At 73.8% G+C, this 21,976-nt stretch carries 20 protein-coding genes and 1 pseudogene; 11 read left to right on the top strand and 10 right to left on the bottom strand.

Annotated elements, in window-relative coordinates:
• The first annotated feature begins 191 nt into the window (after positions 1–191).
• From AB0E88_RS32885 to AB0E88_RS32900, 4 genes are all read left to right on the top strand, one after another.
• Entirely contained in the window at positions 192–677 is a 486-nt protein-coding gene (locus tag AB0E88_RS32885) for a carboxymuconolactone decarboxylase family protein (RefSeq protein ID WP_361638229.1), read from the top strand.
• Between the two features lie 166 nt (positions 678–843).
• Positions 844–1,641 carry an SAM-dependent methyltransferase gene (locus tag AB0E88_RS32890; protein ID WP_361638231.1) on the top strand — a complete coding sequence of 266 codons (798 nt, stop codon included), beginning with the start codon at positions 844–846 and terminating at the stop codon, positions 1,639–1,641.
• Positions 1,642–1,918: 277 nt separating this feature from the next.
• Positions 1,919–3,034, top strand: a complete 1,116-nt coding sequence (gene trpS / locus AB0E88_RS32895; protein ID WP_361638233.1) for a tryptophan--tRNA ligase — start codon at positions 1,919–1,921, stop codon at positions 3,032–3,034.
• Between the two features lie 55 nt (positions 3,035–3,089).
• Positions 3,090–5,240 (top strand): FUSC family protein, encoded by a 2,151-nt coding sequence (locus tag AB0E88_RS32900; RefSeq protein ID WP_361638235.1) that lies wholly within the window; start codon positions 3,090–3,092, stop codon positions 5,238–5,240.
• 372 nt (positions 5,241–5,612) lie between these two features.
• Here AB0E88_RS32900 and AB0E88_RS32905 read toward each other — a convergent pair whose 3' ends face one another.
• A complete protein-coding gene (locus tag AB0E88_RS32905; protein WP_361638236.1) occupies positions 5,613–6,620 on the bottom strand; it encodes a hypothetical protein in 1,008 nt (335 codons plus the stop codon).
• A gap of 87 nt (positions 6,621–6,707) precedes the next feature.
• On the opposite strand from AB0E88_RS32905, the pseudogene AB0E88_RS32910 reads away from it, so the two are divergent.
• A pseudogene (locus AB0E88_RS32910) lies at positions 6,708–6,971 on the top strand (DUF6233 domain-containing protein); the annotation flags it as partial.
• 223 nt (positions 6,972–7,194) lie between these two features.
• The gene (locus AB0E88_RS32915; protein WP_361638238.1) at positions 7,195–8,298 is read left to right on the top strand and encodes a Ku protein; all 1,104 of its coding nucleotides are present in this window, start codon (positions 7,195–7,197) and stop codon (positions 8,296–8,298) included.
• A 36-nt stretch (positions 8,299–8,334) separates the two neighbouring features.
• Here the strand turns inward: AB0E88_RS32915 and AB0E88_RS32920 are convergent, their stop codons facing one another.
• A complete protein-coding gene (locus AB0E88_RS32920) occupies positions 8,335–10,779 on the bottom strand; it encodes a helix-turn-helix domain-containing protein (RefSeq protein WP_361638240.1) in 2,445 nt (814 codons plus the stop codon).
• A 186-nt stretch (positions 10,780–10,965) separates the two neighbouring features.
• Here AB0E88_RS32920 and AB0E88_RS32925 point away from each other — a divergent pair, with 186 nt between their 5' ends.
• Both AB0E88_RS32925 and AB0E88_RS32930 read left to right on the top strand, forming a co-directional pair.
• Positions 10,966–11,421: a carboxymuconolactone decarboxylase family protein gene (locus AB0E88_RS32925; protein WP_361638242.1), complete on the top strand. Its 456-nt coding sequence runs from the start codon at positions 10,966–10,968 to the stop codon at positions 11,419–11,421.
• Positions 11,422–11,588: 167 nt separating this feature from the next.
• Positions 11,589–11,984 carry a DUF1801 domain-containing protein gene (locus AB0E88_RS32930; protein ID WP_361638268.1) on the top strand — a complete coding sequence of 132 codons (396 nt, stop codon included), beginning with the start codon at positions 11,589–11,591 and terminating at the stop codon, positions 11,982–11,984.
• A gap of 64 nt (positions 11,985–12,048) precedes the next feature.
• Here the strand turns inward: AB0E88_RS32930 and AB0E88_RS32935 are convergent, their stop codons facing one another.
• The 3 genes from AB0E88_RS32935 to AB0E88_RS32945 all read right to left on the bottom strand — a co-directional run bounded on the left by AB0E88_RS32935 (position 12,049) and on the right by AB0E88_RS32945 (position 14,538).
• A complete protein-coding gene (locus tag AB0E88_RS32935; RefSeq protein ID WP_361638244.1) occupies positions 12,049–13,323 on the bottom strand; it encodes a hypothetical protein in 1,275 nt (424 codons plus the stop codon).
• A gap of 76 nt (positions 13,324–13,399) precedes the next feature.
• Positions 13,400–13,972, bottom strand: coding sequence for a dihydrofolate reductase family protein (locus tag AB0E88_RS32940; protein ID WP_361638246.1), 573 nt, complete (start codon positions 13,970–13,972; stop codon positions 13,400–13,402).
• A gap of 140 nt (positions 13,973–14,112) precedes the next feature.
• A complete protein-coding gene (locus AB0E88_RS32945; protein WP_361638248.1) occupies positions 14,113–14,538 on the bottom strand; it encodes an OsmC family protein in 426 nt (141 codons plus the stop codon).
• Positions 14,539–14,763: 225 nt separating this feature from the next.
• Between AB0E88_RS32945 and AB0E88_RS32950 the strand changes: the two genes are divergently transcribed.
• Together AB0E88_RS32950 and AB0E88_RS32955 are read left to right on the top strand one after the other, a co-directional pair.
• Positions 14,764–15,315, top strand: a complete 552-nt coding sequence (locus AB0E88_RS32950; protein ID WP_361638250.1) for a YceI family protein — start codon at positions 14,764–14,766, stop codon at positions 15,313–15,315.
• A gap of 63 nt (positions 15,316–15,378) precedes the next feature.
• Positions 15,379–16,299 (top strand): LLM class F420-dependent oxidoreductase, encoded by a 921-nt coding sequence (locus AB0E88_RS32955; RefSeq protein ID WP_361638251.1) that lies wholly within the window; start codon positions 15,379–15,381, stop codon positions 16,297–16,299.
• A 7-nt stretch (positions 16,300–16,306) separates the two neighbouring features.
• Here AB0E88_RS32955 and AB0E88_RS32960 read toward each other — a convergent pair whose 3' ends face one another.
• From AB0E88_RS32960 to AB0E88_RS32970, 3 genes are all read right to left on the bottom strand, one after another.
• Positions 16,307–16,765 carry a GNAT family N-acetyltransferase gene (locus AB0E88_RS32960; RefSeq protein ID WP_361638253.1) on the bottom strand — a complete coding sequence of 153 codons (459 nt, stop codon included), beginning with the start codon at positions 16,763–16,765 and terminating at the stop codon, positions 16,307–16,309.
• Positions 16,766–16,840: 75 nt separating this feature from the next.
• Positions 16,841–18,127 (bottom strand): bifunctional class I SAM-dependent methyltransferase/NUDIX hydrolase, encoded by a 1,287-nt coding sequence (locus tag AB0E88_RS32965; RefSeq protein WP_361638255.1) that lies wholly within the window; start codon positions 18,125–18,127, stop codon positions 16,841–16,843.
• Positions 18,128–18,259: 132 nt separating this feature from the next.
• Positions 18,260–19,000: an SDR family oxidoreductase gene (locus AB0E88_RS32970; RefSeq protein WP_361638257.1), complete on the bottom strand. Its 741-nt coding sequence runs from the start codon at positions 18,998–19,000 to the stop codon at positions 18,260–18,262.
• A 173-nt stretch (positions 19,001–19,173) separates the two neighbouring features.
• On the opposite strand from AB0E88_RS32970, the gene ppk2 reads away from it, so the two are divergent.
• The gene (gene ppk2, locus AB0E88_RS32975; RefSeq protein WP_361638259.1) at positions 19,174–19,977 is read left to right on the top strand and encodes a polyphosphate kinase 2; all 804 of its coding nucleotides are present in this window, start codon (positions 19,174–19,176) and stop codon (positions 19,975–19,977) included.
• A 73-nt stretch (positions 19,978–20,050) separates the two neighbouring features.
• On the opposite strand, the gene AB0E88_RS32980 is transcribed toward ppk2, so the two are convergent.
• Both AB0E88_RS32980 and AB0E88_RS32985 read right to left on the bottom strand, forming a co-directional pair.
• Positions 20,051–20,950 carry a universal stress protein gene (locus tag AB0E88_RS32980; protein WP_361638261.1) on the bottom strand — a complete coding sequence of 300 codons (900 nt, stop codon included), beginning with the start codon at positions 20,948–20,950 and terminating at the stop codon, positions 20,051–20,053.
• A 249-nt stretch (positions 20,951–21,199) separates the two neighbouring features.
• Positions 21,200–21,976, bottom strand: a 777-nt coding sequence (locus AB0E88_RS32985; RefSeq protein ID WP_361638263.1) for a DUF2637 domain-containing protein, incomplete at its 5' end; no start/stop codon positions are given.

Consider the following 21,976-nt stretch of genomic DNA (forward strand, 5'->3'; position numbering starts at 1 on the left):
CGCCGGCTCCCGCCCGTTCTCTCGTGTCCGTGTCACACGCACAAGACGCCGCGCCCCTGCGCTGTGTGACACTCCCGGCCCGTGGCGCGGGTCACAGCGCCGGGGGCGTCACAGAGTCGGGGCGGCCGGCATCTGGTGTTCGCACAGGGCGCGGCGCCGAGGGCCGCGCCACCGGACAGTGAGGACCTGTCATGACACCTCGTTTCGATCTGATGTCCAACGAGCTCGCCGCCCACATCGGCAAGCGCTTCTACGGCGTCGCCCTGGCCATCCGGCAGTCGCCGCTGCCCCGGTCCACCCAGGACCTGGTCATGGTGCGCGCCAGCCAGATCAACGGCTGCGGTTTCTGCCTCGACCAGCACGGCAAGGAGGCCGCGGAGGCGGGCGAGACCGCGGTCCGGCTGGGCCTGGTGGCCGCCTGGCGCGAGTCCACCGTGTTCACCGAGGCCGAGCGGGCCGCGCTGGCGCTCACCGAGGAGGGCACCCGGCTCGCCGACGCCCATCGCGGGGTGTCCGACGAGACCTGGCGGGAGGTGCGCGAGCACTACGACGACGACCGGATCGCCGCGCTGGTCCACCTGGTCGCCATGATCAACGCGGCGAACCGGCTCGGCGTGATCACCCGCACCCCCGGAGGCGCCTACCAGCCCGGCGCGTTCGCGGCCCTGGAGAACTGAGCGGCGGACGACACGGCCCGGGCCGGGACACACGTTCCGGGCCGGGCCGTGTCCGGCGCGTGCACGCCATCGCCGCAAAAGCCGAACTGACGGGTGGGAGGAGGACGTTCGGACGTAGGTTGTGCGGTGAATGATCCACGCCTCGGCTGAAAGACGGTTAGGACCCATGACCGACCCCGCGACGACACACCAGAAGATCGACACGTCGGTGCCGCACTCCGCCCGCATCTGGAACTACTGGCTCGGCGGCAAGGACAACTACCCCGTCGACGAGGAGGCCGGCGACGCCTACACCGCCGTCTTCCCCGGCATCGTCACCATCGCCCGCAGCAGCCGGGCGTTCCTGCGCCGCACCATCACGTATCTGGTGTCCGAGGCGGGCATCCGGCAGTTCCTCGACGTCGGCACGGGGCTGCCGACCGCCGACAACACCCATGAGGTGGCCCAGCGGCTCGCCCCCGAGACGCGGATCGTCTACGTCGACAACGACCCGATGGTCCTGGCCCACGCCCGTGCCCTGCTCTACTCCTCCCCCGAGGGCGCGACGTCCTACATCGACGCCGACGTGACGGACCCGGAGCGCATCCTCGCGGCCGCCGAGAAGACGCTCGACCTGGGCCGGCCCACCGCGCTCATCCTCAGCAACATCCTGGGCCACGTCGGCGACCACGAGCAGGCCCGCGCCATCGTGACGCGGCTGATGGCCGCCCTGCCGTCGGGCAGCCATCTCGCCGTCAACGACGGTTCGCGCGGCGTCGACCCCGTCTTCGAGGCGGCTCAGGACGCGTACAACAGCAGCGGCGCCGTGCCGTACAACCTGCGGACGGTCGACGAGATCGCCGCGTACTTCGACGGCCTCGAACTGGTCGAGCCCGGCGTGGTGCCGGTCACGCAGTGGCGTCCGGAGCCGGGTGCGAACACGGAGGTCGTCGCCGAGCACGGTGGGCTCGCCCGCAAGCCCTAGCCCGCGGCAGGCCGTGGGAGTTCATCCGCCGCACCGGCCGCCCTCTCCCCGCAGCACCGGCGGAGGGGGCGGCGGCCGCCGATGTCCTCGCTGACCGGCGCGGCCGACGGTATGGTGTGCGCATGCATCGTTTCGCGTGTCTCAGCTGGTGGCGCTCCTCCTAGGAGCGGCCGCCTCACACGCGTGACCCGGGCCGTTCGGACGAACGGCCCTTTGTGTGTCCCCTGGAACAGGGCTGGTGTCGTCCGTCGGCGTCCACCACCCACCAGGAGATCTCATGGACACCATCACCCTTCCCGCCACGGCCACGGACGCCACCGCCACGGCTCCCTCCCCCGACGCCCTCGGCGTGTCCGCCGCCCGGGCCCGCAGCGCGGTCCTGGAGGAGCTGATCCGCGAGGAACCCGGGCGGTTCCGGGTCCTGACCGGCGACCGCCCCACCGGACGGCTGCATCTGGGGCACTACTTCGGCACGCTGCACAACCGGGTCCGGCTCCAGGACCTCGGTGTGGAGCTGTTCGTCCTGGTCGCGGACTACCAGGTGCTGACCGACCGTGATGTGGCGGACAACCTGACCGGGCACGTCGAGGACCTGGTCCTGGACCACCTCGCCATCGGCGTCGACCCGGCCCGCAGCACGATCTTCACGCACAGCGCGGTGCCCGCCCTCAACCAGCTGATGCTGCCCTTTCTCAGCCTCGTCTCCGTCGCCGAACTCGGCCGCAACCCCACCGTCAAGGACGAGATCGCCCACTCGCGCCAGTCCGCGGTCAGCGGCCTGATGTTCACCTATCCCGTGCACCAGGCGGCCGACATCCTCTTCTGCAAGGCCAACCTGGTACCGGTCGGCCAGGACCAGCTCCCCCACCTGGAGATCACCCGTACGATCGCCCGCCGCTTCAACGACCGCTACGGCGCCGGCGCCGCCCTGTTCCCGCAGCCCGAGGCGCTGCTGTCGAGCGCGCCGCTGCTGCTCGGCACGGACGGCACCAAGATGAGCAAGAGCCGCCGCAACGCCATCGCCCTGGCCGCCGACGCCGACGAGACGGCCCGCCTGATCAAGGGCGCCAAGACCGATTCCGAGCGCCACATCGCCTATGACCCGGTCAGGCGCCCCGAGGTGTCCTCCCTCCTGCTGCTGGCGGCCCTGTGCCGGCAGTGCACCCCCGAGGAGATCGCCGACGAGATCGGTGCGGCGGGCGCCGCCGCGCTGAAGAAGACGGTGACCGAGGCCGTCAACGAGTATCTGGCCCCGATCAGGGCACGCCGAGCCGCCTACGCCCAGGACCGCGCCCAGGTCCGCGCGATCCTGCGCGAGGGCAACGAGCGCGCCCGGGCCGTGGCCGACACCACGCTCGCCGAGGTGCGTGCGGCCATGAACAGCCGGTACTGAACCGGGTGGGACGTGGGCGGGTGCCGGGTCCGGCGGTGTGGGTGATGCTGAAGGGGTGCGGGGTGTCGTAGCCCGGTGGTGGAACCCGGCGGCCTACGCCGCCTCGGGGCGCCGAGCCGTGCGGGTGTCGCTGGTCGCGGCGACCGGCTTCTACGTCTTCCGCTACGGCCTGGACCGCCCCGTGGCGGCCACCTACGCGCTGTTCGCCGCGATCGCGCTGGGCGGGCTGTCACGGATCCCCGGCACCGGGCGGCAGCGCGCGGCCGTGCTGCTGCGGGCCCTGCCGCTGTGCTGGGTCCTGGTGGTGGTCGGCACCTGTCTGTCGGTGCGCACGTGGAGCGCCGCCCTCGGGATGCTGGCGGTCGGCTTCACGCTGGCCTTCTCGGCCGTGGGCGGGCCGCGTGCGGCGGGGACGGCACCGGGGCTGCAACTGCTGTACATCCTGCCGTCGTTCCCGCCGTACGACCCGGCGTCGCTCGGCGACCGGCTGATCGGGACGAGCACCGGTGTGGCGCTGCTCGTCGCGGCGGAGGCGCTGATCCTGGCCGAGCCGCCCCCGCCCGCGTACGAGGAGCGGGCCGCCGGGGCCGCGTTGACCGCCGCGCGGTGCGCGCGGCGCCTCGCCGCACCGCCGTACGCCCTGAACGGCGCGGACCGGGCGGCGGCTCAGGAGGCCGGGCAGGCGCTGCGGCCGCTGCACGTGCCGGAGGCGGAGCGCCCGGCCGGGCCGGGCCGACGCGAGCGCGCCCTGGCGCACACCGGTCTCGCGGCCCGCACCCTGCTGAGCCGGCTGGCGGGGCTGGGCACCGGCCGCGCCGGGCCGGGCCCCGAGGTCACGGATGTGCTGCGCGCGGTGGCGGAGCTGGCCGCCGCGACCGCCGGCTGTCTGCGCTCCGGGCCGTCGCCGGTGGCGCCGTACGAGGCGCTGGTCGCGGCGCGCGCCCGCCTGTCGGCCGTGTCCGCCGGGCCGTGCGGCGGCACCGGCGCCCCGGGCTTCGCCCCCGCCGTGCTGCGCGGGCACGCGGCCGTGCTGGAGGTCGCCGACGCGGCGCTGGCCATGGGTGTCGCCGCCGACCTGGCCGTACGGGGCCGGCATGCGGCCGTCCCCGTGCCTCCGGGCCGGTTCTGGTATGCCGCCACCTGGGCGCCGCTGCTGTGGTGGCACCGGCTGCGCGGGCATGCCGGGCGCCGGTCGGTGTTCTTCCAGAACGCGGTACGCATCGCCCTGGCGCTGACCGCCGCGCGCCTCGTGGCCGGGGTGGACACGCTGCCCCACGGGTTCTGGGCCATGCTGGCCACGCTCACGCTCACCAGGACGACCATGGACGAGACCTGGCACAGCGTCCGCCTGGCGCTGACGGGCACCCTGGCCGGTGCCCTGGTGACCGCCGGGACGCTGACCCTGGCCGGGACGGACACCCGGTTCTACGCGGTGCTGCTGCCGGTGTGGATGCTGTTCGCCTTCACCGTCGGGCCGGTCCGGGGCGTCGGCTGGGCGCAGGGCCTGTTCACCGTGCTCGTGGCGCTCGTCTTCGCGCAGCTCGCGCCGCCGACGTGGCACCTTGCGGAGGTGCGGATGCTGGACGTACTGGTCGGCAGCGTGATCGGTGCGGTCTTCGGGGTGCTGGCGTGGCCGCGCGGCGCCCACGACGAACTGCGCTACACGGCCGCGGAGCTGCTGCGCAGGGCGGCGGAGATCGTCGTGGCGACCAGCGCCTCGGCCGCGCACGGCACCGGGGCGGCACCGCCGTCGGGAGTGCCGCCCGGGCACCGGTCGCTGCACCGCTCGGTCATCCTCGCGGAGTCCGCGTACGCGCAGTTCCAGAGCGAGCCGACGCGCTTCGGCGGCCGGTCCCGCGCGGTGCCGCCCGCGGTGGACTGGCAGGCGACGCTGATGGCCGGCCATCACACCCTGTGGGGGTCGCAGCGGCTGCTGGAGCCGCCGCAGCCCGAGCTGGGGCCGGTCGCGGCCGAGGCGCTCGCCGGGGTCGGGGAGCGCGTCGCCGGGCGGATGCTGCTGGTCTCGGCGGCCCTGGATCCCGGCGGGGACACGCCGAGCGCGCCCGTGCCGGCGATCGACGTGACCTTCGCGGAGTTCGCCGCCGAACCGCCGGACGCGCCACGGCTCTACTACGCGACGGTGTCCTGGCTGGAGTCCCTCACAGCAGACCTGGCGCGGATCAGCGCCGGCCCTCGGGAGGAGTGAGGCGGCCCGGAGGGCCTCCCGTCCGGGGCGAGCGGGGTGCGGCCGGGGCGCGCGGGCAGGGCCGCGACGGGGGTGTGCCCCGGCCGCGTCCCCACGGGCCGAGGGATCCTCGTGGGGTGCCCGAGGCGCGCCACGCCATGGCCCGGCCGGGGGCGTCCGGCCCCCCGTAGGGGCGCGCCCGAGGCGGGGCGGCGACGGGCGCCTCACGACACGACCCCCGTCGGGGTCCGTCCGGGCCCCCGCAGGGGCGCGCCGAGCCGCCGCGCCGTCAATCACCCGTCCGGCGGCGTGACGTCGTCGACGCCGTCCGGCCGCACGGGATGCGGGCCGGGCACCGGCCGGTGCGGCCCCGGCGGCCGGCGCGGTGCGGGGTCAGGAGGCGTTGCGGAAGAGCGCCGCGGGGCCGATGACGCCGGGGCCGAACCGGTCGCGGATACGGTCGATCGCGCCCTCGGCCACCAGCCGCGCCTCATGGCCGGCCTCCAGGCTGAGCTGCCGGGCGACCCGGTCGGCGTCGACGAGGTCCTCGCCCTTGAGTGTGATCCGGGTGAGCCGGCCCCGTTGCAGACCGGCAGCGTCCATCAGCTGGTAGGCGAGGGCGCGCAGGTCGTCGTCGTGGGCGGAGGGTTCGGGCAGGCGGCGGGTCTTCTCCCAGCCGCCGCCGGCGGCGAAGGACAGGTGCAGTGTCAGGGCGCGGGCGGCCTGGCCCCGGCGGCGCAGCAGCATCCCGAGGCGGACGACCAGTTCGAGGAGGGCGGAGCGGACGTCGGCGCCGTCCAGCGCCTCGCGCGGGAAGGTGTGGCGCACGCTCGCCGAGGCGGGCAGGGCGCGCGGGACGACGGGGCGCGGGTCGACTCCGCGGGCGCGGTCCGCCGCCGAGCGGCCCGCGCGACCGCCGAGCAGCCGCTGCACGGTGGCGGGCGGGGCGGCGGCGAGCAGGCCGACACAGTGGATGCCGTAGTCACGCAGCACCTGCGCCTGGCGGGGTCCGATGCCGTGCAGGGCCTCGACGGGGAGCGGGCCGAGCCAGTCCGTCACCTGGTCCGGATCGACGGCGAGGAGGCCGCCGGGCGGCGCGATCCGTGCGGAGGCGGTGGCGGCGACGGTGATGGACGGTCCGATGCCGACGCGGAGGTCGACGCCGAGGCGGGAGATGGTGCGTACCCGCAGCATCTCGCCCAGTCGGCGCGCGTCCGTGCCGTGGTAGCGCAGTGCCCCCTTGAGCTCGACGAGGGCCGCCGACGGCGGCAGGGCCTGCACGACCGGCGACAGCTCCGTGAGCTGTTCCAGGACCTCCCGGTAGGTCTCCTCGGGCAGGCGGTCCGGGCAGCGCACGTGCATGACCGTCGCCGTCCGACGTGCGGGAACGTCGTCGTCCATGGTTCTCACCTCCCACACCCACGATATCGAACGGAAAATCGAACACGCGAGTGCGGAAGGGTGGATCTTGGGCCTAGAATCAAAAATATGTTCGATGACCTGCCGCCCGACCTCGACCGCCTGCACACCCTGCGGGTGTGGCACGCCCTGTGGCTCGAGCGCATCGACCGCAAGATCGCGGCGATCCAGCGGCGTCAGGCCGAACAGGAACGCGGCCGGCGCAACCGGCCCGCACGGCCGGAATGGGTCGTCCAGCTCGGCATCGGCACCGGGCGCCCGCCGCTCCAGGTGCACACCGGCGACTGCCGCATGGCCGGCTCCCGGCACCGCCCGATCGGACGCGACGAGGCCCGCCGCCTGCTCGCCGGCGGCCTGCCCGCCTGCGTCCACTGCCGCCCCGACGCGCAGTTGCAGATCATCGACTTAGATCCGGCCGTCGCGGCCCGGCGCCTCCCCGCGCCGTGCTCGGCGCGCGTCCCGGGCCCGGTGGTGCCAGCGTGGACGGCAGAGGCCACCGCGGCACCGACGCCCTACGGCGCGGTCCGGGACGAGAACGGGACGAGAAGGGTCGGTCATGGCGCGCGCGATCTGGACGGGTGTGATCACGTTCGGGCTGGTCACGGTACCCGTCGGCCTGTACGCCGCGACCGAGGACCACACCGTCCACTTCCACCAGCTCCAGCGCGGCACCGCCGACCGCATCCGCAACCGGCGGGTGAACGAGCGCACCGGCAAGGAGGTCGAGACCGACGACATCGTCAAGGGGTACGAGGTCTCCAAGGGCGAGTACGTGATCGTCGAGCCCGACGAGCTGGACGAGATCGCGCCGGGGCGCTCCCAGGTGATCGAGATCAGCGACTTCGTCGACCTGGACGCCATCGAGCCGGTCTACTTCGCCCGTACCTACTACGTGGGTCCGCGCGGCGAGGAGTACCAGAAGGTGTACGAGCTGCTGCGCGCCGCGCTCGCCGAGGCGAACAAGGCAGGCATCGCGACCTTCGTCATGCGCGGCAAGGAGTATCTGACCGCGCTGCGGGCCGAGGACCAGGCCGTGGTGCTGCAGACGCTGCACTGGGCCGACGAGGTGCGCGACCCCCGCGAGGAACTGCCCGGGCTGCCGACCGGGCGGGCCGCGCGCGGCAAGGAGCTGGACGTGGCGCTGCAGCTCGTCGACGCCCTGAGCGCCCCGTGGGAGCCCGGCCGCTATCACGACACGTACCAGGAGAAGGTGCGGGAGCTGGTGCAGGCCAAGGCGCAGGGCGAGGAGATCGCCCTCGCCGAGGAGGCGCCGGAGGCGACCGACGTCATCGACCTGATGAAGGTGCTGGAAAGCAGCCTGGACCACGCCCGCTCGTCCGGGGCCGGCCGCGGACGGCAGGGCGGCACGGGCAGTTCCCGTACGGCGCCGTCCGGCCGCGCCAAGTCCTCGGGAAGCGGCAGCCGCGGCACGGCGGCCAGGAGCACCGGCCGCGGCACGGGGGCGAAGAGCACCGGCCGCGGCTCGGGGGCCAAGGACACGGGCCCCAGGAGCCGCGGCCGGGGCGCGAAGCGTGAGCTGGCCGGGCTGAGCAAGGCCGAGCTCTATCAGCGGGCCACCGCCCGGGACGTCCCCGGACGCTCCAGGATGAGCCGCGAGCAGCTCATCGACGCCCTGTCCGGGCGCACGAGGGCCGCCTGACCCGCCGCCCCGGTCCCCCGTCCGTCGCCCGTCGCGTCACCCCGTCCGCAGCTCCCGCAGCAGTGACCGTCCCGCCGCTCGGTGGTCCGCGGCCGCCGCCGGGTCGCTTGTCTCGAGCAGGGCCGCGATGCCGTCGTGGGCCAGCGCCTCCTCGTGGCGGTTGCCGAGCCCGGGGGCCAGCTCCAGCGCCTGCCGGTGCAGCCGCAGGGCCTCCTCGGGCAGGCCCGCGAGCCGGCAGGTCTCGGCATAGCCGTTCAGGAAGTGGATCTTCCAGTGTTCCTCGAACAACTCGTCGAGCAGCGCGAACGCCTCCCGGTGGCTGGCCAGCGCCTCCTCGTGGCGGCCCATCCGGCGCAGCGCGACGCCCCGGCAGTTCAGGCACCAGGCCTGGTTGTGCAGATGCCCGTCGGCCCGGGCCGCCGCGAGCGCCTCCTCCAGCTGTGCGGCGGCCTCGTCGGGCGCCTCCTCGGCGATGGCGACGCCGAGGGTGAGGCGGGCGGTCAGGGCGGGCGGCCAGGCGGCGTCGGTGTGCGGGACGGCGAGCACGTCGCGGGCCCGCCGCGCGGCCTGCTCACGGTGTCCGAGCCGGAGCATCGCCCAGGCCTCGGCCGCGGCGGCGTCGGCGGCGCCGGTGGGGAAACCGGCCTGCTCGTACAACGTCCGGGCCAGCCGGAAGAGGTCGAGCGGTTCCTCGCCGTCTCCCGCGTCCCAGCTCAAGTAGCCGCGGCGCAGGGCCAGTTCGGCCTCGGTGCGGGGGTCGCCGACCCGGGCCACCAGGGCGCGGGCCGTTTCGTAGGCGTCGGCGGCCTCCGGCAGCCGGCCGGCGTTGTAGCGCGCGAAGCCCAGGTCGCTGTGCGCCTCGGCGAGTCGCAGCGGGTCGCCGAGGCGCTCGGCGGCGGCCAGCGACCGCTCGAAGAGGAAGTTGAGGTGCATGGTGCCGCAGCGGCGCGCGAAGTAGGCGCGCAGGAACCGCGGCAGCTCGCACACATGCAGGTCGGCGCCGACGGCGGCCGCCGTTTCGAAGGCGGCGATCAGGTTGGTGTACTCGGCCACCAGCCAGGCGAAGGCGGCGTTCTTGTCCGCGAACGGGGGCAGCGCGGCCGGGGGCGGCCCCGCGGTGACCGGGTGGCCGGGTGTCAGGAACGGCATCGCGGCGTCGGCGGCGGCCGCCGCGTGCACGTAGTAGCCGAGGACACGGCCGAGGGCCCGTTCCCGCTCGGCCGCCGGGTCCTGCTCGGCGGCGGCGCGGCGAGCGTGCTGGTGCACCAGGTCGTGCAGCCGGTAACGGCCCGCCGTCGGCTGCTGGACGAGGTGGGCGTCGAGCAGGTCCTCCAGCATCGCCCGTGCGGTGCGCAGCGGCACGTCGGCGAGAGCGGCCGCCACGTACTCGTCGAAGGACTCGCCGGGCAGCAGGCCCAGCAGGCGGAACAGGCGGGCCTGCGCCCGGTCGAGCTGCCGTACGGACATGGCGAACGCGGTGTCGAACTCGCTCGCGCCCTCGGCCATCCGCTCGACGAGGATGCCCACCGTCCAGCCCGGCCGGTGCCGCAGCCGTGCCCCGGCGAGCCGCAGGGCGAGCGGCAGATGGCCGCACAGCCGCAGCACCTCGGCGGCCGATCCGGGATCGCGGGCGAGGCGGCCGTCGGGGCCGCCGCCGTCGCCGCTGGCGCGGGCGAGGAGTTCGGCGCTCTCCTCGGGGCTGAGCACGTCGAGCGAGAGCGGGGGCACCTGGTCCAGGCCGAGGAGCCGGTTGCGGCTGGTGATCAGGGCTACGGAGTCTCCGGCACCGGGCAGCAGCGGGCGGACCTGTTCGGCGTCGGCGGCGTTGTCGAGGACCACGACGACGCGGCGGTGGGCGAGTTCGGAGCGCCAGCAGGCGGCGAGCTGTTCCAGGCCGTCCTGCGGGACCCGCTCGGAGGGGACGTCGAGGGCGCCGAGCAGCATGCGCAGCGCGGAGTCGGGGTCGAGCGGGGGCCTGCCCTCGGTGAAGCCGTGCAGGTCGACGTAGAGCTGGGCGTCGGGGAAGTCGGCGGCGAGCCGGTGCGCCGCGTGCACCGCGAGACAGGTCTTGCCGACGCCCGCCATGCCGTCGACGCAGACCGCGCGGTGACCGGCGACCACCTCGAGCAGGGCGCTGAGCTGGTCCTCGCGTCCGGTGAAGTCGGGGACGTCGCGGGGCAGGTCGTTGCGGGGCCGCGGGCGGCCCTGGCGGCTGCTCTTCGGGGGCGCCGGCAGCGGGTTCGAGGTGCGCTCCCACAGCGGGCGCAGGGGGCGCGGGTCGCGCTTGGCGAGACGGCACAGTGCGACCACGGCGGGCCAGGGTGGCGCGGTCTGCCCGTTGAGGTAGCGGGAGAGGGAGGACGAGCTGAGGCCGGTGTCCCGGGCGAGGGCCCGCACGCCGAGGCCGGACAGTTCCTGCAACGCGCGCAGCCGCGCCGCCAGCTCCTCCTGTGGTCCCGCCCGCCCCGCCCGTCCGGTCACGTCCACCGTGTTCCCCCCGCTCCGCGTCCCGTGGCCGCTGAAGTCTTCCGGGCCAAGTAGCCGCTGGTCAAGGGTGTTTCAGCTGTCCCACGGTGTCCCAGCGCCATGGTCGCGGGGCGGCGGCCGGGCTGTCATGGAGTCACTCCCCGACACCAACGGGGCACCGAACCGGCGAAGGAGCCACCCATGCGGTCCCGTATGCAGAACCCCGCCGTCGTCCTGCCGGACGCCATGCAGCCCGTCCAGCAGCTGTTCAAGGCCGTGCACGGCGGTGGTGTGGACGGGCAGATCCTGGAGCTGGTGCATCTGCGGGTCAGCCAGATCAACGGCTGCAGCGCCTGCGTCGACGGCGGTGCCAGGACGGCCCGCAAGGCGGGGCTGAGCGACGAGCGGCTGGCCACGGTCGTGGCCTGGCGGGAGGCGCCGTACTTCTCCGACGAGGAGCGGGCGGCCCTCGCGCTGGCCGAGGCGGCGACGCGGCTGGCCGACCGGCCCGACGCGGTGAGCGACGAGATCTGGGACGCGGCCGCGACCTGGTTCGACGAGAAGCAGCTCGCCGCGATCGTGCTGATGATCGGCGTCACCAACCTGTTCAACCGGCTCAACGCGACGACCCGGCAGATCGCCGGCGCCTGGGGATGAGCCCGCTCGACGGCCGGACGGACCGGCGAACCCCGCCCCATACTGAAGCCCGTCATGATCCACACTCCAGGAGGGAACCCGCAGTGACCGAGACCAGGAAGCCCGCGAAGAACGCCCCGGCCGCCGACGAGCCGGCCGAGGGGTTCACGGCCGAGGAGCGGGCCGCGATGAAGGAACGCGCCAAGGAGGTCAAGGCGTCGGCGCGCCGCAGCTCCAAGGCCGCGAAGGCCGCGGAGGACGAGGCCGCGGTGCTGGCGAAGATCGCCGAGATGCAGGATTCGGACCGGGTCATGGCCGAGCGGGTTCACGCCGTCGTCAAGGAGAGCGCGCCGCAGCTCGCGCCGAAGCTGTGGTACGGGATGCCCGCGTACGCCCTGGACGGCAAGGTGGTGTGCTTCTTCCAGAGCGCGGAGAAGTTCAAGTCCCGGTACGCGACGTTCGGGTTCAGCGACCAGGCGAAGCTCGACGACGGCAGCATGTGGCCGGCGTCGTATGCCCTGACCGGGCTGAGCGCCGCCGACGAGGCGCGCCTCGCCGAACTGGTGAAGCGAGCGGTGCACTGAACGACGAGGCCCCGACGGGGTGGCGCGGGTCGCGCCACCCCCGGTGCGTGACCGTCCGGCGCGGCTACGAGCCGTCGGCGTGGACGGCGTAGACGTACCGCTTGCCGGCGTACTCGCTGAGGTTCCAGATCACGGACTCGCTGTAGGCCCAGCCGGTGGTGGCGCTGCTGTGGAAGCTGAGGTCCTCGCAGCCGACGGCCAGGTTGCACACGGCGCTCGCGGTGGAGGCGCCGGAGGTGAAGGTGCGCAGCGATCCCGCGGAGGAGCCGTTGCTGGTGGAGAGGTAGTGCTTGCTGTTCTGGGAGACGACGCCCTGGATCTTCTGCTGGGCGACGGTCACGGCCTCGGACGCGGCGGGCGAGGAGATCTGCCGGTTGGTGTAGTCGAGGTTCCAGCGGACCACCTTGGGCGTGGTGGTGGCGACGCCGGTGCCGCTGAAGGTGCCGTCGGTGTAGTCGACGCTGCCCGACACGGAGTACTCGCTGACCACGAGGGAGTCGGGGCTGCTCGCGCGGTCGAGGCCGATGGCGCTGTAGCGCACGTACTTGCCGGTGTTGTCGTAGGCGGCGCTCTGCGGCAGGACGTACTGGTAGGAGTAGCCGTAGTACTTGCCGTCGGTGTGCAGACCGCACACGTCCTTCTCGGCGGTGTCGACCGTGAACATCTTGGTCAGGTCGAAGACCCGCAGGCCCTTGAAGGTGTCGACCATGTAGAGCAGGTTGCCGTACCACATGATGCCGCCCGCGTGCCGGCGGACGGGGTTGAAGGAGTACTCCCCGGAGGACGTCTTGACCGGTTCGACGAGGAGTACGTGGCGGTAGGTCGGTGCGGAGGCGTTGGTGGTGTCGACGAAGGTCAGCCGTACGCCCTTGTCGATCGGGTACTCGTCGACGCCGTCGCCGTCCGGGTCGGTCTCGAAGTACCAGGACACCGCGACGACCCGGTTCGAGCCGTTCGACGGGTAGAGGCCGTCGGCGTAGGCGTCGGCGCTGGTGGTGACGCCCTGCGGGATCCAGTAGTCGACCGTCTGGTCGCCGCTCTCCCAGGTGAAGCCGGCCGCGAACGCCTGCACGGTGCCGGGGGCGCTGGTGAGGCGGGTGGCGGTGCGGTTGGTGTCGGCGATGACCGCCGTGGCGTCGACGGTGGGGAGCTTGCCGGCGAGCCCGGCGGCGAGGTCGGCGTACGCGCCGTAGCTGTTGCCGGTGCGGTAGGTGAGGCCGAACTGGCTCGCGTCGATGGTGGCCGCCTGGGCGACGGCCGGGAACAGCGCGCTGCCCGCGGCGGTGACGAACGGCGCCGCGGCAAAGCCCTTGAGGATCGTCCTCCGTGTCATGTCCATGGGGCGGAACTTATGCGCACATGATCACATGGCACAACTCCGCCCCCGGTGGACCGCCGGCCGGCCCGGCGGACGGTCAGCGGACGACGTCGAAGATCTGCTTCTGCAGGCCGTTGGCGTACGCCTCGTGCTCCACGAGCTTCAGCTTCTGGGCGTCCTTGTCCGTGGCGCTGAACAGGCGCTTGCCCGCGCCGAGGAGCAGCGGGAAGACGAGCAGGTGGTAGCGGTCGATCAGGCCGGCGTCCGACAGGGCGTGGTTCAGCGCGGCGCTGCCGTGGACGATGATCGGGCCGCCCTCGGTCTCCTTCAGCGCGGCGACCTCGTCGAGCGAGCGCAGGATCGTCGTCTCACCCCAGTTGGTGACCAGGTCGTCCTCGGTCAGGGTCGTCGAGACGACGTACTTGGGCATCACCTTGTAGTCGGCGAAGTCCGCCATGTCGGGCCACACCGGGCTGAACGCCTGGTAGCTGACCCGGCCCAGCAGCATCGCGGTGGCCTCCTTCTGCTCCTGGCCCTTGAGGGCGTACGCCTCCGGAAGGAACTCGACGTCCTTGAAGGTCCAGCCGGCGTTGCGGTAGCCGGACTCGCCGCCGGGTGCCTCCATGACACCGTCGAGCGAGACGAAGGCGGTACTGATCAGGGTGCGCATGGTCGTTCCTTCGGGTGGTGTTCGTCAGCGGATGCGGGCGGTACGCGCGACTCGTTCGCGGAAGTCGTGCGCACCAGCCGTCTTCTTCGACTGCCGGGCGCGGGAAAACTCATCGGCAGGGGCGGGGAATCCGGTGGCGGTCAGGTCCCTGCGATCGTCGCGGTGACGGGCGTGCCGATCTCGACGGTGCGGCTGACCGTGCAGAGCCGGTCGTGGGAGGCCTTGACCGCGCGCGGCAGGATCGCGCGGGCGCGCTCGGCCGCCTCGCCGTCGGGGAAGGCGACGGAGAACGTGACGGCGAGGTCGGTCAGCCGGTTGCCCTGCTCGTCGCTGACCTTGTGACCCGTCACGGTGACCTCGAAGCGGTCCGGTGCGGCGTGGCGGGTGGTGGCGACGTCGACGTCGACCGCCGTGCAGCCGCCGATCGCGGCGAGCAGCAGCTCGACCGGGGTGAACGCGGCGCCCTCGGTGGCGAAGCTGATCGTCCCGCCGCGGGCGTTGGTCGCCGTGAAGTGCCCGTTGCCGGTTCGCTCGACGGTGACGGAGCGCAAGGAGTCTTCGGTCATGACACGGACCCTAGTACGCGGCAGTGCCGGGCGGCGTCCCGGACATGAGCGCTCGCGTCATTCCCGGCAGCGGCGGGACGGCGGCGGTCGGTCACCGGTCAGAGTGCAATCCGCGGCGGCCAGGCGCGTTCGGCGGGGCCGGGAATCACCGGCCCTCTAGCGTGATGCGGAAACGAACCCGGCGGCTCGCCCGCCGGGGTCCGGACGCTATGGAGGCACCTTCCCATGACCGTCTCACTTCCCGAGCTGACCGGCGACTACGTGTTCGACCCGGCCCACACCCGGATCGGTTTCGTCGCCCGCCACGCCATGGTCACCAAGGTCCGCGGGGCGTTCCACGAGTTCGAGGGCACCGCGCACCTGGACGGCGCCGACCCGGCCAGGTCCACCGGCCAGGTGGTGATCAAGACGCAGAGCATCGACACGGGCAACGAACAGCGCGACCAGCACCTGCGCACCAATGACTTCCTGGACGCGCCGAACCATCCCGACATCACCTTCCGCACCACCGAGGTCGAGCAGAGGTCCGACACCGAGTTCCGGGTCACCGGCGAGCTCACCATCAAGGACACCACCAAGCCGGTCGTCATCGACTTCGAGTACACCGGCAACGCGGTCGACCCCTTCGGCAATGTGCGCGTCGGTCTGGAGGGCTCGGTGACCATCTCCCGCAAGGAGTTCGGCGTGACCTGGAACGCGGCCCTGGAGGGCGGCGGCGTGCTGGTCAGCGACAAGATCGTCCTGGAGTTCGACATCTCCGCGATCAAGCAGGGCTAGCAGCGGCCCGGTCGGCACCCATCGGGGCGGAATTCCCTTGGGCGTACGGGTGTTGTGGTCGCCATGACAGTAGGAGTGACCATCGACACGCCCGGTGCCGCGCTGACCGTGGACGAGGTGGTGCGGCAGGCGGGCGAGGCGCGGGCGGCCGGCGTCAGAAGCGTCTGGTTCGGCCAGACCTTCGGCTACGACTCCCCCACGATCGCCGCGGTCGTGGGCCGCGAAGTCCCCGACATCCACCTCGGCACGTCCGCCCTCCCGGTGTTCGGCCGGCATCCGCTGCTCGTCTCGAGCCAGGCGCAGACGGTGCAGGCCGCCACCGGCGGGCGCTACCACCTCGGCCTGGCCCTCGGCACCAGACTGTTCACGGAGGGCGCCTTCGGGCTGCCCTTCGAACGGCCCATCGGCCGGCTGCGTGAATTCCTGCTGGCCCTGCGGCAGTTGACCGAGACCGGCCGTGCGGACTTCGAGGGCGAACTGATCACGGCACGCACGCCCCTGCCCGCGGCAGTGCCGGGCGCCGAGCCCGCCGTACCGCTGCTCGTGGCCGCGATGGGGCCGCAGGCCCTGCGTGTCAGCGGCCGGCTCGCCGACGGCATCCTGCCGTACCTTGCCGGGCCGCGCGCACTGGAGCAGCACATCGTGCCGGCGCTGGTCCGCGCCGCCGAGGAGGCGGGACGGCCCCGCCCACGGGTCGTCGCCTTCGTACCGGCTGTGGTGACCGGCGACCCCGACCGGGTACGCGCCACGGCGTACGAGGCACTCGGCTTCTACCAGCAGATCCCGTCCTACGCCCGGGTCGTCGAGCAGTCCGGCGCCACGCATCCCGCGGAGCTGGCGGCCATCGGCGACGAGAAGCACCTCGCCGAGACGGTACGCCGTTACCGCGACGCCGGGGCCACGGAGGTCGTCGTCGCCGCCGGCGAGATGGGCGGCCCCGAGGACCGGCTGCGCACCTGGGAGGTGGTGGGCGCGCTGGCCTGACGTGCGCTCAGGCGCCGGCCGGGAGCCGGACCGGCGCCCGCACCATCCACACGTCCACCGCGTCCTCGCTCTGCGTGGTGAACCCGTGCCGCTCGTACAGCCGCCGGGCCGCGCTGCCCTGCAGCACGTTCAGCCGGACGGGGACGCCCGCGCGGTCGGTCCGCTCCAGCAGGCGTCGCAGCACGGCGGAGCCCATGCCGTGGCCGTGCAGTCGCGGGGCGAGGAAGAAGTGCTCCAGCCAGTGGGCGTCCTCGGCCGGCCGCAGCGCCACGCAGCCGGCCACGGCGCCGTCCACCTCGATGACCCAGGTGTGCGCCGGCTCGAACCGGTCACACAGGCGCTGCCGTACCCGGTGCTCGTCGTACCGCCCGAGGCGCTCCAGATCCGGCCTCATCGCCGCCGCCCGCAGTTCCACCGCCGCGTCGATGTCCGACGGCACCGCCGGGCGCAGCTCCCAGTCCACCATGATCACCACGCTACCGTGCCTCCCGTACCAGGTCGGCCGTGATCTCCGGCACGGGGTGATGCATGGCGGGCCCCCTCATGGGCCCGGCCGTGACGGCGCGACGGGGCCCTGACCGGCGGCGTCCTGGCCGGCGGCGTGCTCCTTGGCGCTCTGCCGATCGGAGTCGCGGCGTCGGGCCTCGGGCGCCTGGGCGAAGGGGGTGAAGTGGGCGGGCGGATGGTCGATGGGCAGATCGGGGCGCCACGCGGTGAGGATCTGGGCGCTGCATTCGAACAGGCCCTGCGGCAGCGCGTCCAGCGGCCACCATCGCCAGCCGCCGACCCGCTCGCCCGGCTGGTTGGCGGGCTCCCCGCGCCACCGTGTGACGAGCGCGCCGACCGTGATGCGCACGACGCCGCCGACCTCGTCCAGGAGCATGCCGAGCAGGCGCACGTCGGCCGGTTCGGCGTGCAGGCCCGTCTCCTCGGCCAGTTCGCGCACGACCGTCTCCTCCAGCGACTCGCCCGGCTCCACCGTGCCGCCGGGCAGTTCGACGGTCCCCCGCCGGTGCCGGCCGAGGAGCAGACCGCGCGGCCCCACCAGCACGGCGCCGACCCCGGCCGCCGCGTGCGCGACGGGCGGCCGGGCCGTACGGGGACGCGAGGTGATCCGGGCCGGCCTGCGGACCTGGAAGAGCCGGTAGGAGGCTTGGTTGCCCTCCTCGGTCGCGTTCAGCACGGTGACCTCCTCGACGTGCAGCCCGTACCGCGCGAGCAGGTCCGTCCACAGCTCTGCGCCGAGCACCCACATGTGCCCCGTAAGTTCGCCGCCGCCGGCCAGGCGCAGGATCTCGGGGCGGGGCCGCACGTCCGAAGAGGGGCCGTCTCCGTACGCGTTGGTGTGCAGCACGGTGAAGTACAGCCGTCCGCCGGGCCGGAGAGCCGTGGCCAGGGCGGGCAGCAGCCGGTGCGGGTCGATGAAGTGGACGGCGGACAGGGAGCAGATCACGTCGTACGGCGGCGAGGCACGCAGATGCTCGACGGCGTCGGCCCGGATCAGCCGCAGGCCCGGCAGGTCGCCATAGCGCGCCCGCGCGCGGTCGATCTGGGTCGATGAGGCGTCCACGGCGTCCACGGCGGCGCGGTGGGTGCGGGCGAGGTGGGCCGCGTGCCGCCCCGGGCCGCAGCCGAGGTCGAGCACCCGCAGGCCGGTGAGGTCACCGAGGACGCCGTCCCCGGGCCCGGTTCCCGCCGGGCCCCAGGCGATCTCGTCCATGTCGGTCAGGGGGGTGGCCCGATCGAGGTGGTGCGCCCCGTAGGCGTGCCACATCGCGGCGTTGGCCTGCTCGGCATCGGCCGCACCGGCTCCGTCGGGTGCCGTCATCACGTCGCCTCCTCAGAGCTCGTCGCCGAGCCTCGTCACGTCGCCCGGCCCGTCGGCGGGCGACGTCCCTTTACCGGCCCGCCGACGAGCTTCGCCCGGATTCTCCCCGGCGAAAGGCCTGCTGAGTCTCCGTCAGGTCAGGTTCAGGCCGCCGTCGAGCAGGATGACCTCGCCGGTGAGATAGCCGTGGGCGATCACCATGGCCACCAGGTCGGCCACGTCGGAGGGGCGGGCCGGGCGGCCCATGGGGGCTCGATCGCGCCACAGTGCGTGGGCGTCGGCCCAGTCCTTCGTCATCGGGGTGTCCACCAGGCCCGGCGCCACCGCGTTGACCCGCACATCGGATGCGAGCGCGGCCGCGAGCAGCCGGGTCACGTGATTCAGCGCGGCCTTGCTCGCCGCGTACGGCACCGACGAGCCCTTGGGGCGCACCCCGGCGTGGCTGGTGATGTTCACGATGCTGCCACCGGCCGGCGCCGCGCGCAGCGCCGCGAGCGCCGCGGTGCACAGCACCCACGGCGCGATCAGGTTCACCTCGAGCACCTCCCGCCATTCCTCCGGGGCGGCCGCGGCCAGGTCGTGGTGCGGGACGGGCCGGCTGATACCGGCGTTGTTCACCAGGACGTCCAGCCGTCCGTACCGTTCGAGGGCCGCCTCGACCAGTCCCCGGGCCTCGTCCGCCACGGCCAGGTCGGCGCGCAGATACGTCCCGTCGAGCTCGGCCGCCAGCTCTTCCCCGGCCCGTGTGCTGCGCCGTGAGTGCACCACGACCCGCATGCCGTCCGCCGCCAGCCGCCGTGCGACGGCCTCCCCGATCCCCGACGTGGACCCGGTCACCAGCGCGACGGGCCGCTCCTCTCGCTTCATGCTCATCCGGCCGATCCTGCCATCGCGGCCACCGGGCTCGCGCACCGCCCGCCGCGCACCGCGGGCGGTCCCCGGACCGGCGCCGGGTGACCGCCCGGGGGCGCCGGGGCGGCGCGGGTGCCTACACTGCGAGCGTCCACGGCGGCGGGTCCCGGGCAGGGGCCAGGAAGGCGGGCGAGATGTCCGGCTGGCAGGTGGCCAAGGTGCCGCGCAAGGTCTACGAACAGGAACTGCTGCGGCTGCAGACGGAGTTGGTACGGCTGCAGGAGTGGGTGCGGGCGGAGGGCGCCCGGCTGGTGGTCGTCTTCGAGGGCCGGGACGCCGCCGGGAAGGGCGGCACCATCAAACGGGTCACCGAGCATCTCAACCCGCGCGTCGCGCGCATCGCGGCCCTGCCGACACCGACCGAGCGCGAGCGCAGCCAGTGGTACTTCCAGCGGTACGTGGCGCACCTGCCCGCCGCCGGGGAGATCGTCCTGTTCGACCGGTCCTGGTACAACCGCGCCGGTGTGGAACATGTGATGGGCTTCTGCACCAAGGAGGAGCACCAGCGCTTCCTGCACCAGTGCCCCCTCTTCGAGCGGATGCTGGTGGAGGACGGGATCCTGCTGCGCAAGTACTGGTTCTCGGTGAGCGACACCGAGCAGCAGGAGCGGTTCCGCAAGCGGCTGGAGGATCCGCTGCGCCGGTGGAAGCTGTCCCCGATGGACCTGGAGTCGATCACGCACTGGGAGGCGTACTCACGGGCCAAGGACGACATGATGGTGCACACCGACATCCCGGAGGCGCCCTGGTACGTCGTGGAGAGCGACGACAAGCGGCGGGCCCGGCTCAACATGATCGCCCATCTGCTCGACTCGGTGCCGTACCACGGCGTGCCGGAGCCCTCGATCGAACTGCCGGAGCGGCCGCCGTCCACGGGGTACGAGCGCCCGCCGCGCGAGCTGCGCACCTACGTCCCGGACCACGCGGCCGGTCTGTGACGCCACCGCCGCCGGGGCCGGCGGCGCGGTCCGAGGCGGCCGCCCGCCGGCCGACCGGCGCGGCACTGGGCGCTCACGCGTGCGGGACCAGGGCGACCGGGCACCGCACGTGGTGGATCAGCGCGTGCGCCACCGGCCCGGCGTGCGGGCGGGCGGGTGTACGGCGCCTGCGGATGCCCGCGACGACCAGCCCCGCTCCGCCCGCCGCCCGGACGAGGACATGGGCCGGCCGGCCTTCGTGCAGGTTCTCCAGGACGGCCACCGCGGGAAACCTCTTCCGCCAGGGCGCGAGCAGCCGCGCCAGTTCGTCCTCGGCGAGCGCCCTGGCCCGGGCGCGCTGCTCGGCGGCCGTGAGGCCCGGGGAGTACGGCACATGCCAGGCGTGCACGGCCCGCAGCGGCGCCCGGCGCAGCTCGGCGGCGTGGAAGGCGAAGTCCAGCACCTCCTCGTAGACCCCGTCGACGTCGACGGCAACGGTGACGTCACGGAACGGAGTGCGGTCCGACGGCTGCCCGCCGGCGTCGCGCAGGTGCTCGCTCTGCGCGGTCTCGTCGGCCCGGACCAGCACGATGGGCCGTTCCATGCGGGCCGCCGCGGCCATCGCGACCGCGCCGGAGACGAACCCGCTCAGTCCGCTGCTTCCCTGGCTGCCGATCACGAGGAGGTCGGCTTCCCGGGCTTCGGCGAGCAGCGCCGTCACGGGCGGTCCGGCGACCTGCTCGGCGGAGACGGCCAGCCCCGGATACCGCCGGCCCAGCTGCCCCAGAGCGTGGTGCAGCACCTGGCGGGCGTGCTGTTGCGGAGCCCGCAGGCCGGGTACGGCGGTCTCGCTGCCGCCCTCCGGCAGGCCCCCTTCCCAGGCGTGCACGAGGCGCAGGGGAACGCCTCGGCGCAGGGCCTCCCGGGCCGCCCAGTCCGCCGCCGCGCTGCCCTCCCGCGAATCGTCCACGCCGGCCACGACCGACCTGATCACGACCCTCACCTCCCTGGCCGTCCGGTGCAGTGCGCGAAGGACGGGGCCGGCCCGGGCCGCCCCGGAGGCCGGGGCGGAGGCCGGCTCGGGCGAAAGGCGCACCTCTTCGCCCGTCACCAGGGTCCCTCCGGGAACGACGGCGGGAAAGGCGTGCCGGCCCGTCCGGGGCCGTCCGACCGCGCCCGGACTGCCGTTTCGCGGCGAGGACCGCCCGCCTGCGCGCCGGCATGAGGCAGCGCCTGTCGTCGCCTAGGGCCGGGCCTCGGCATAAGCGCGGTGGTCGTCCGATGCGGCCGTGGCGGCGGGGGTGCCGGGCTCGGTCTCCTCGGGGACGTCCCCGTGGCGTCGGCGCAGGACTTGCAGCAGCGGGCCGAGGGGCGCCTCCGGGAACGGGGTGCCCGACGTGGTGGACATGCCGTAGCGGTCGTGCAGCCAGAAGGCCCACTGGGCGGTGGTCGGCGCGACCCGGAACTGGTCGACGAAGGCGCGGTAGGGGTCGGCGAACCGGTCCGCCGCCGCTTCCGGGGTCTCCCCCGGGCGCAGCGGCGACTCCGGCTCGGCGGGCTCGCCGGCCGGCTCCGGGGCGGCAGCCGGCGCGGGCAGCGCGAGCCGGAGGTCGCCCGTGCCCCGGCGTATGCGGCGTACCGTCTCGGCCACGGGGACGGCGGGCGCCGGGCTCTCGGGTTCGGTATGGCCGGCCGGCTCGATGCCGGCTGCGGCGAGGCCGGCGGGGGCGGTTTCGGAGAGGGGGACGCCGTAGCGGGCGAGGCGCAGCGGCATCAGGGATTCCACGGGGGCCTTGCGGCGCCAGGCGCGGCCGAAGCGGGAGCGCAGGCGGGCCTGGTAGACGAGGCGTTCCTGTTCGAGCTTGATGACCTGTTCGTAGGAGCGCAGTTCCCACAGTTTCATGCGGCGCCACAGCAGGAAGGTGGGCAGCGGGGAGAGGACCCAGCGCATCAGCCGGACGCCCTCCATGTGGCGGTCGGCGGTGATGTCGGCGATGCGGCCGATGGCGTGCCGGGCGGC

This window comes from Streptomyces sp. NPDC028635, from assembly GCF_040637635.1.
Classification (GTDB): domain Bacteria; phylum Actinomycetota; class Actinomycetes; order Streptomycetales; family Streptomycetaceae; genus Streptomyces.

What these genes read in the sequence shown, in the direction of transcription:
- AB0E88_RS32885 (WP_361638229.1), top strand. Translation starts at nt 192, where the DNA reads ATGACACCTCGTTTCGATCTGATGTCCAACGAGCTCGCCGCCCACATC.
- AB0E88_RS32890 (WP_361638231.1), top strand. Translation starts at nt 844, where the DNA reads ATGACCGACCCCGCGACGACACACCAGAAGATCGACACGTCGGTGCCG.
- trpS (WP_361638233.1), top strand. Translation starts at nt 1,919, where the DNA reads ATGGACACCATCACCCTTCCCGCCACGGCCACGGACGCCACCGCCACG.
- AB0E88_RS32905 (WP_361638236.1), bottom strand. Translation starts at nt 6,620, where the DNA reads ATGGACGACGACGTTCCCGCACGTCGGACGGCGACGGTCATGCACGTG.
- AB0E88_RS32915 (WP_361638238.1), top strand. Translation starts at nt 7,195, where the DNA reads ATGGCGCGCGCGATCTGGACGGGTGTGATCACGTTCGGGCTGGTCACG.
- AB0E88_RS32925 (WP_361638242.1), top strand. Translation starts at nt 10,966, where the DNA reads ATGCGGTCCCGTATGCAGAACCCCGCCGTCGTCCTGCCGGACGCCATG.
- AB0E88_RS32930 (WP_361638268.1), top strand. Translation starts at nt 11,589, where the DNA reads ATGAAGGAACGCGCCAAGGAGGTCAAGGCGTCGGCGCGCCGCAGCTCC.
- AB0E88_RS32935 (WP_361638244.1), bottom strand. Translation starts at nt 13,323, where the DNA reads ATGGACATGACACGGAGGACGATCCTCAAGGGCTTTGCCGCGGCGCCG.
- AB0E88_RS32940 (WP_361638246.1), bottom strand. Translation starts at nt 13,972, where the DNA reads ATGCGCACCCTGATCAGTACCGCCTTCGTCTCGCTCGACGGTGTCATG.
- AB0E88_RS32945 (WP_361638248.1), bottom strand. Translation starts at nt 14,538, where the DNA reads ATGACCGAAGACTCCTTGCGCTCCGTCACCGTCGAGCGAACCGGCAAC.
- AB0E88_RS32950 (WP_361638250.1), top strand. Translation starts at nt 14,764, where the DNA reads ATGACCGTCTCACTTCCCGAGCTGACCGGCGACTACGTGTTCGACCCG.
- AB0E88_RS32955 (WP_361638251.1), top strand. Translation starts at nt 15,379, where the DNA reads ATGACAGTAGGAGTGACCATCGACACGCCCGGTGCCGCGCTGACCGTG.
- AB0E88_RS32960 (WP_361638253.1), bottom strand. Translation starts at nt 16,765, where the DNA reads ATGGTGGACTGGGAGCTGCGCCCGGCGGTGCCGTCGGACATCGACGCG.
- AB0E88_RS32965 (WP_361638255.1), bottom strand. Translation starts at nt 18,127, where the DNA reads ATGACGGCACCCGACGGAGCCGGTGCGGCCGATGCCGAGCAGGCCAAC.
- AB0E88_RS32970 (WP_361638257.1), bottom strand. Translation starts at nt 19,000, where the DNA reads ATGAGCATGAAGCGAGAGGAGCGGCCCGTCGCGCTGGTGACCGGGTCC.
- ppk2 (WP_361638259.1), top strand. Translation starts at nt 19,174, where the DNA reads ATGTCCGGCTGGCAGGTGGCCAAGGTGCCGCGCAAGGTCTACGAACAG.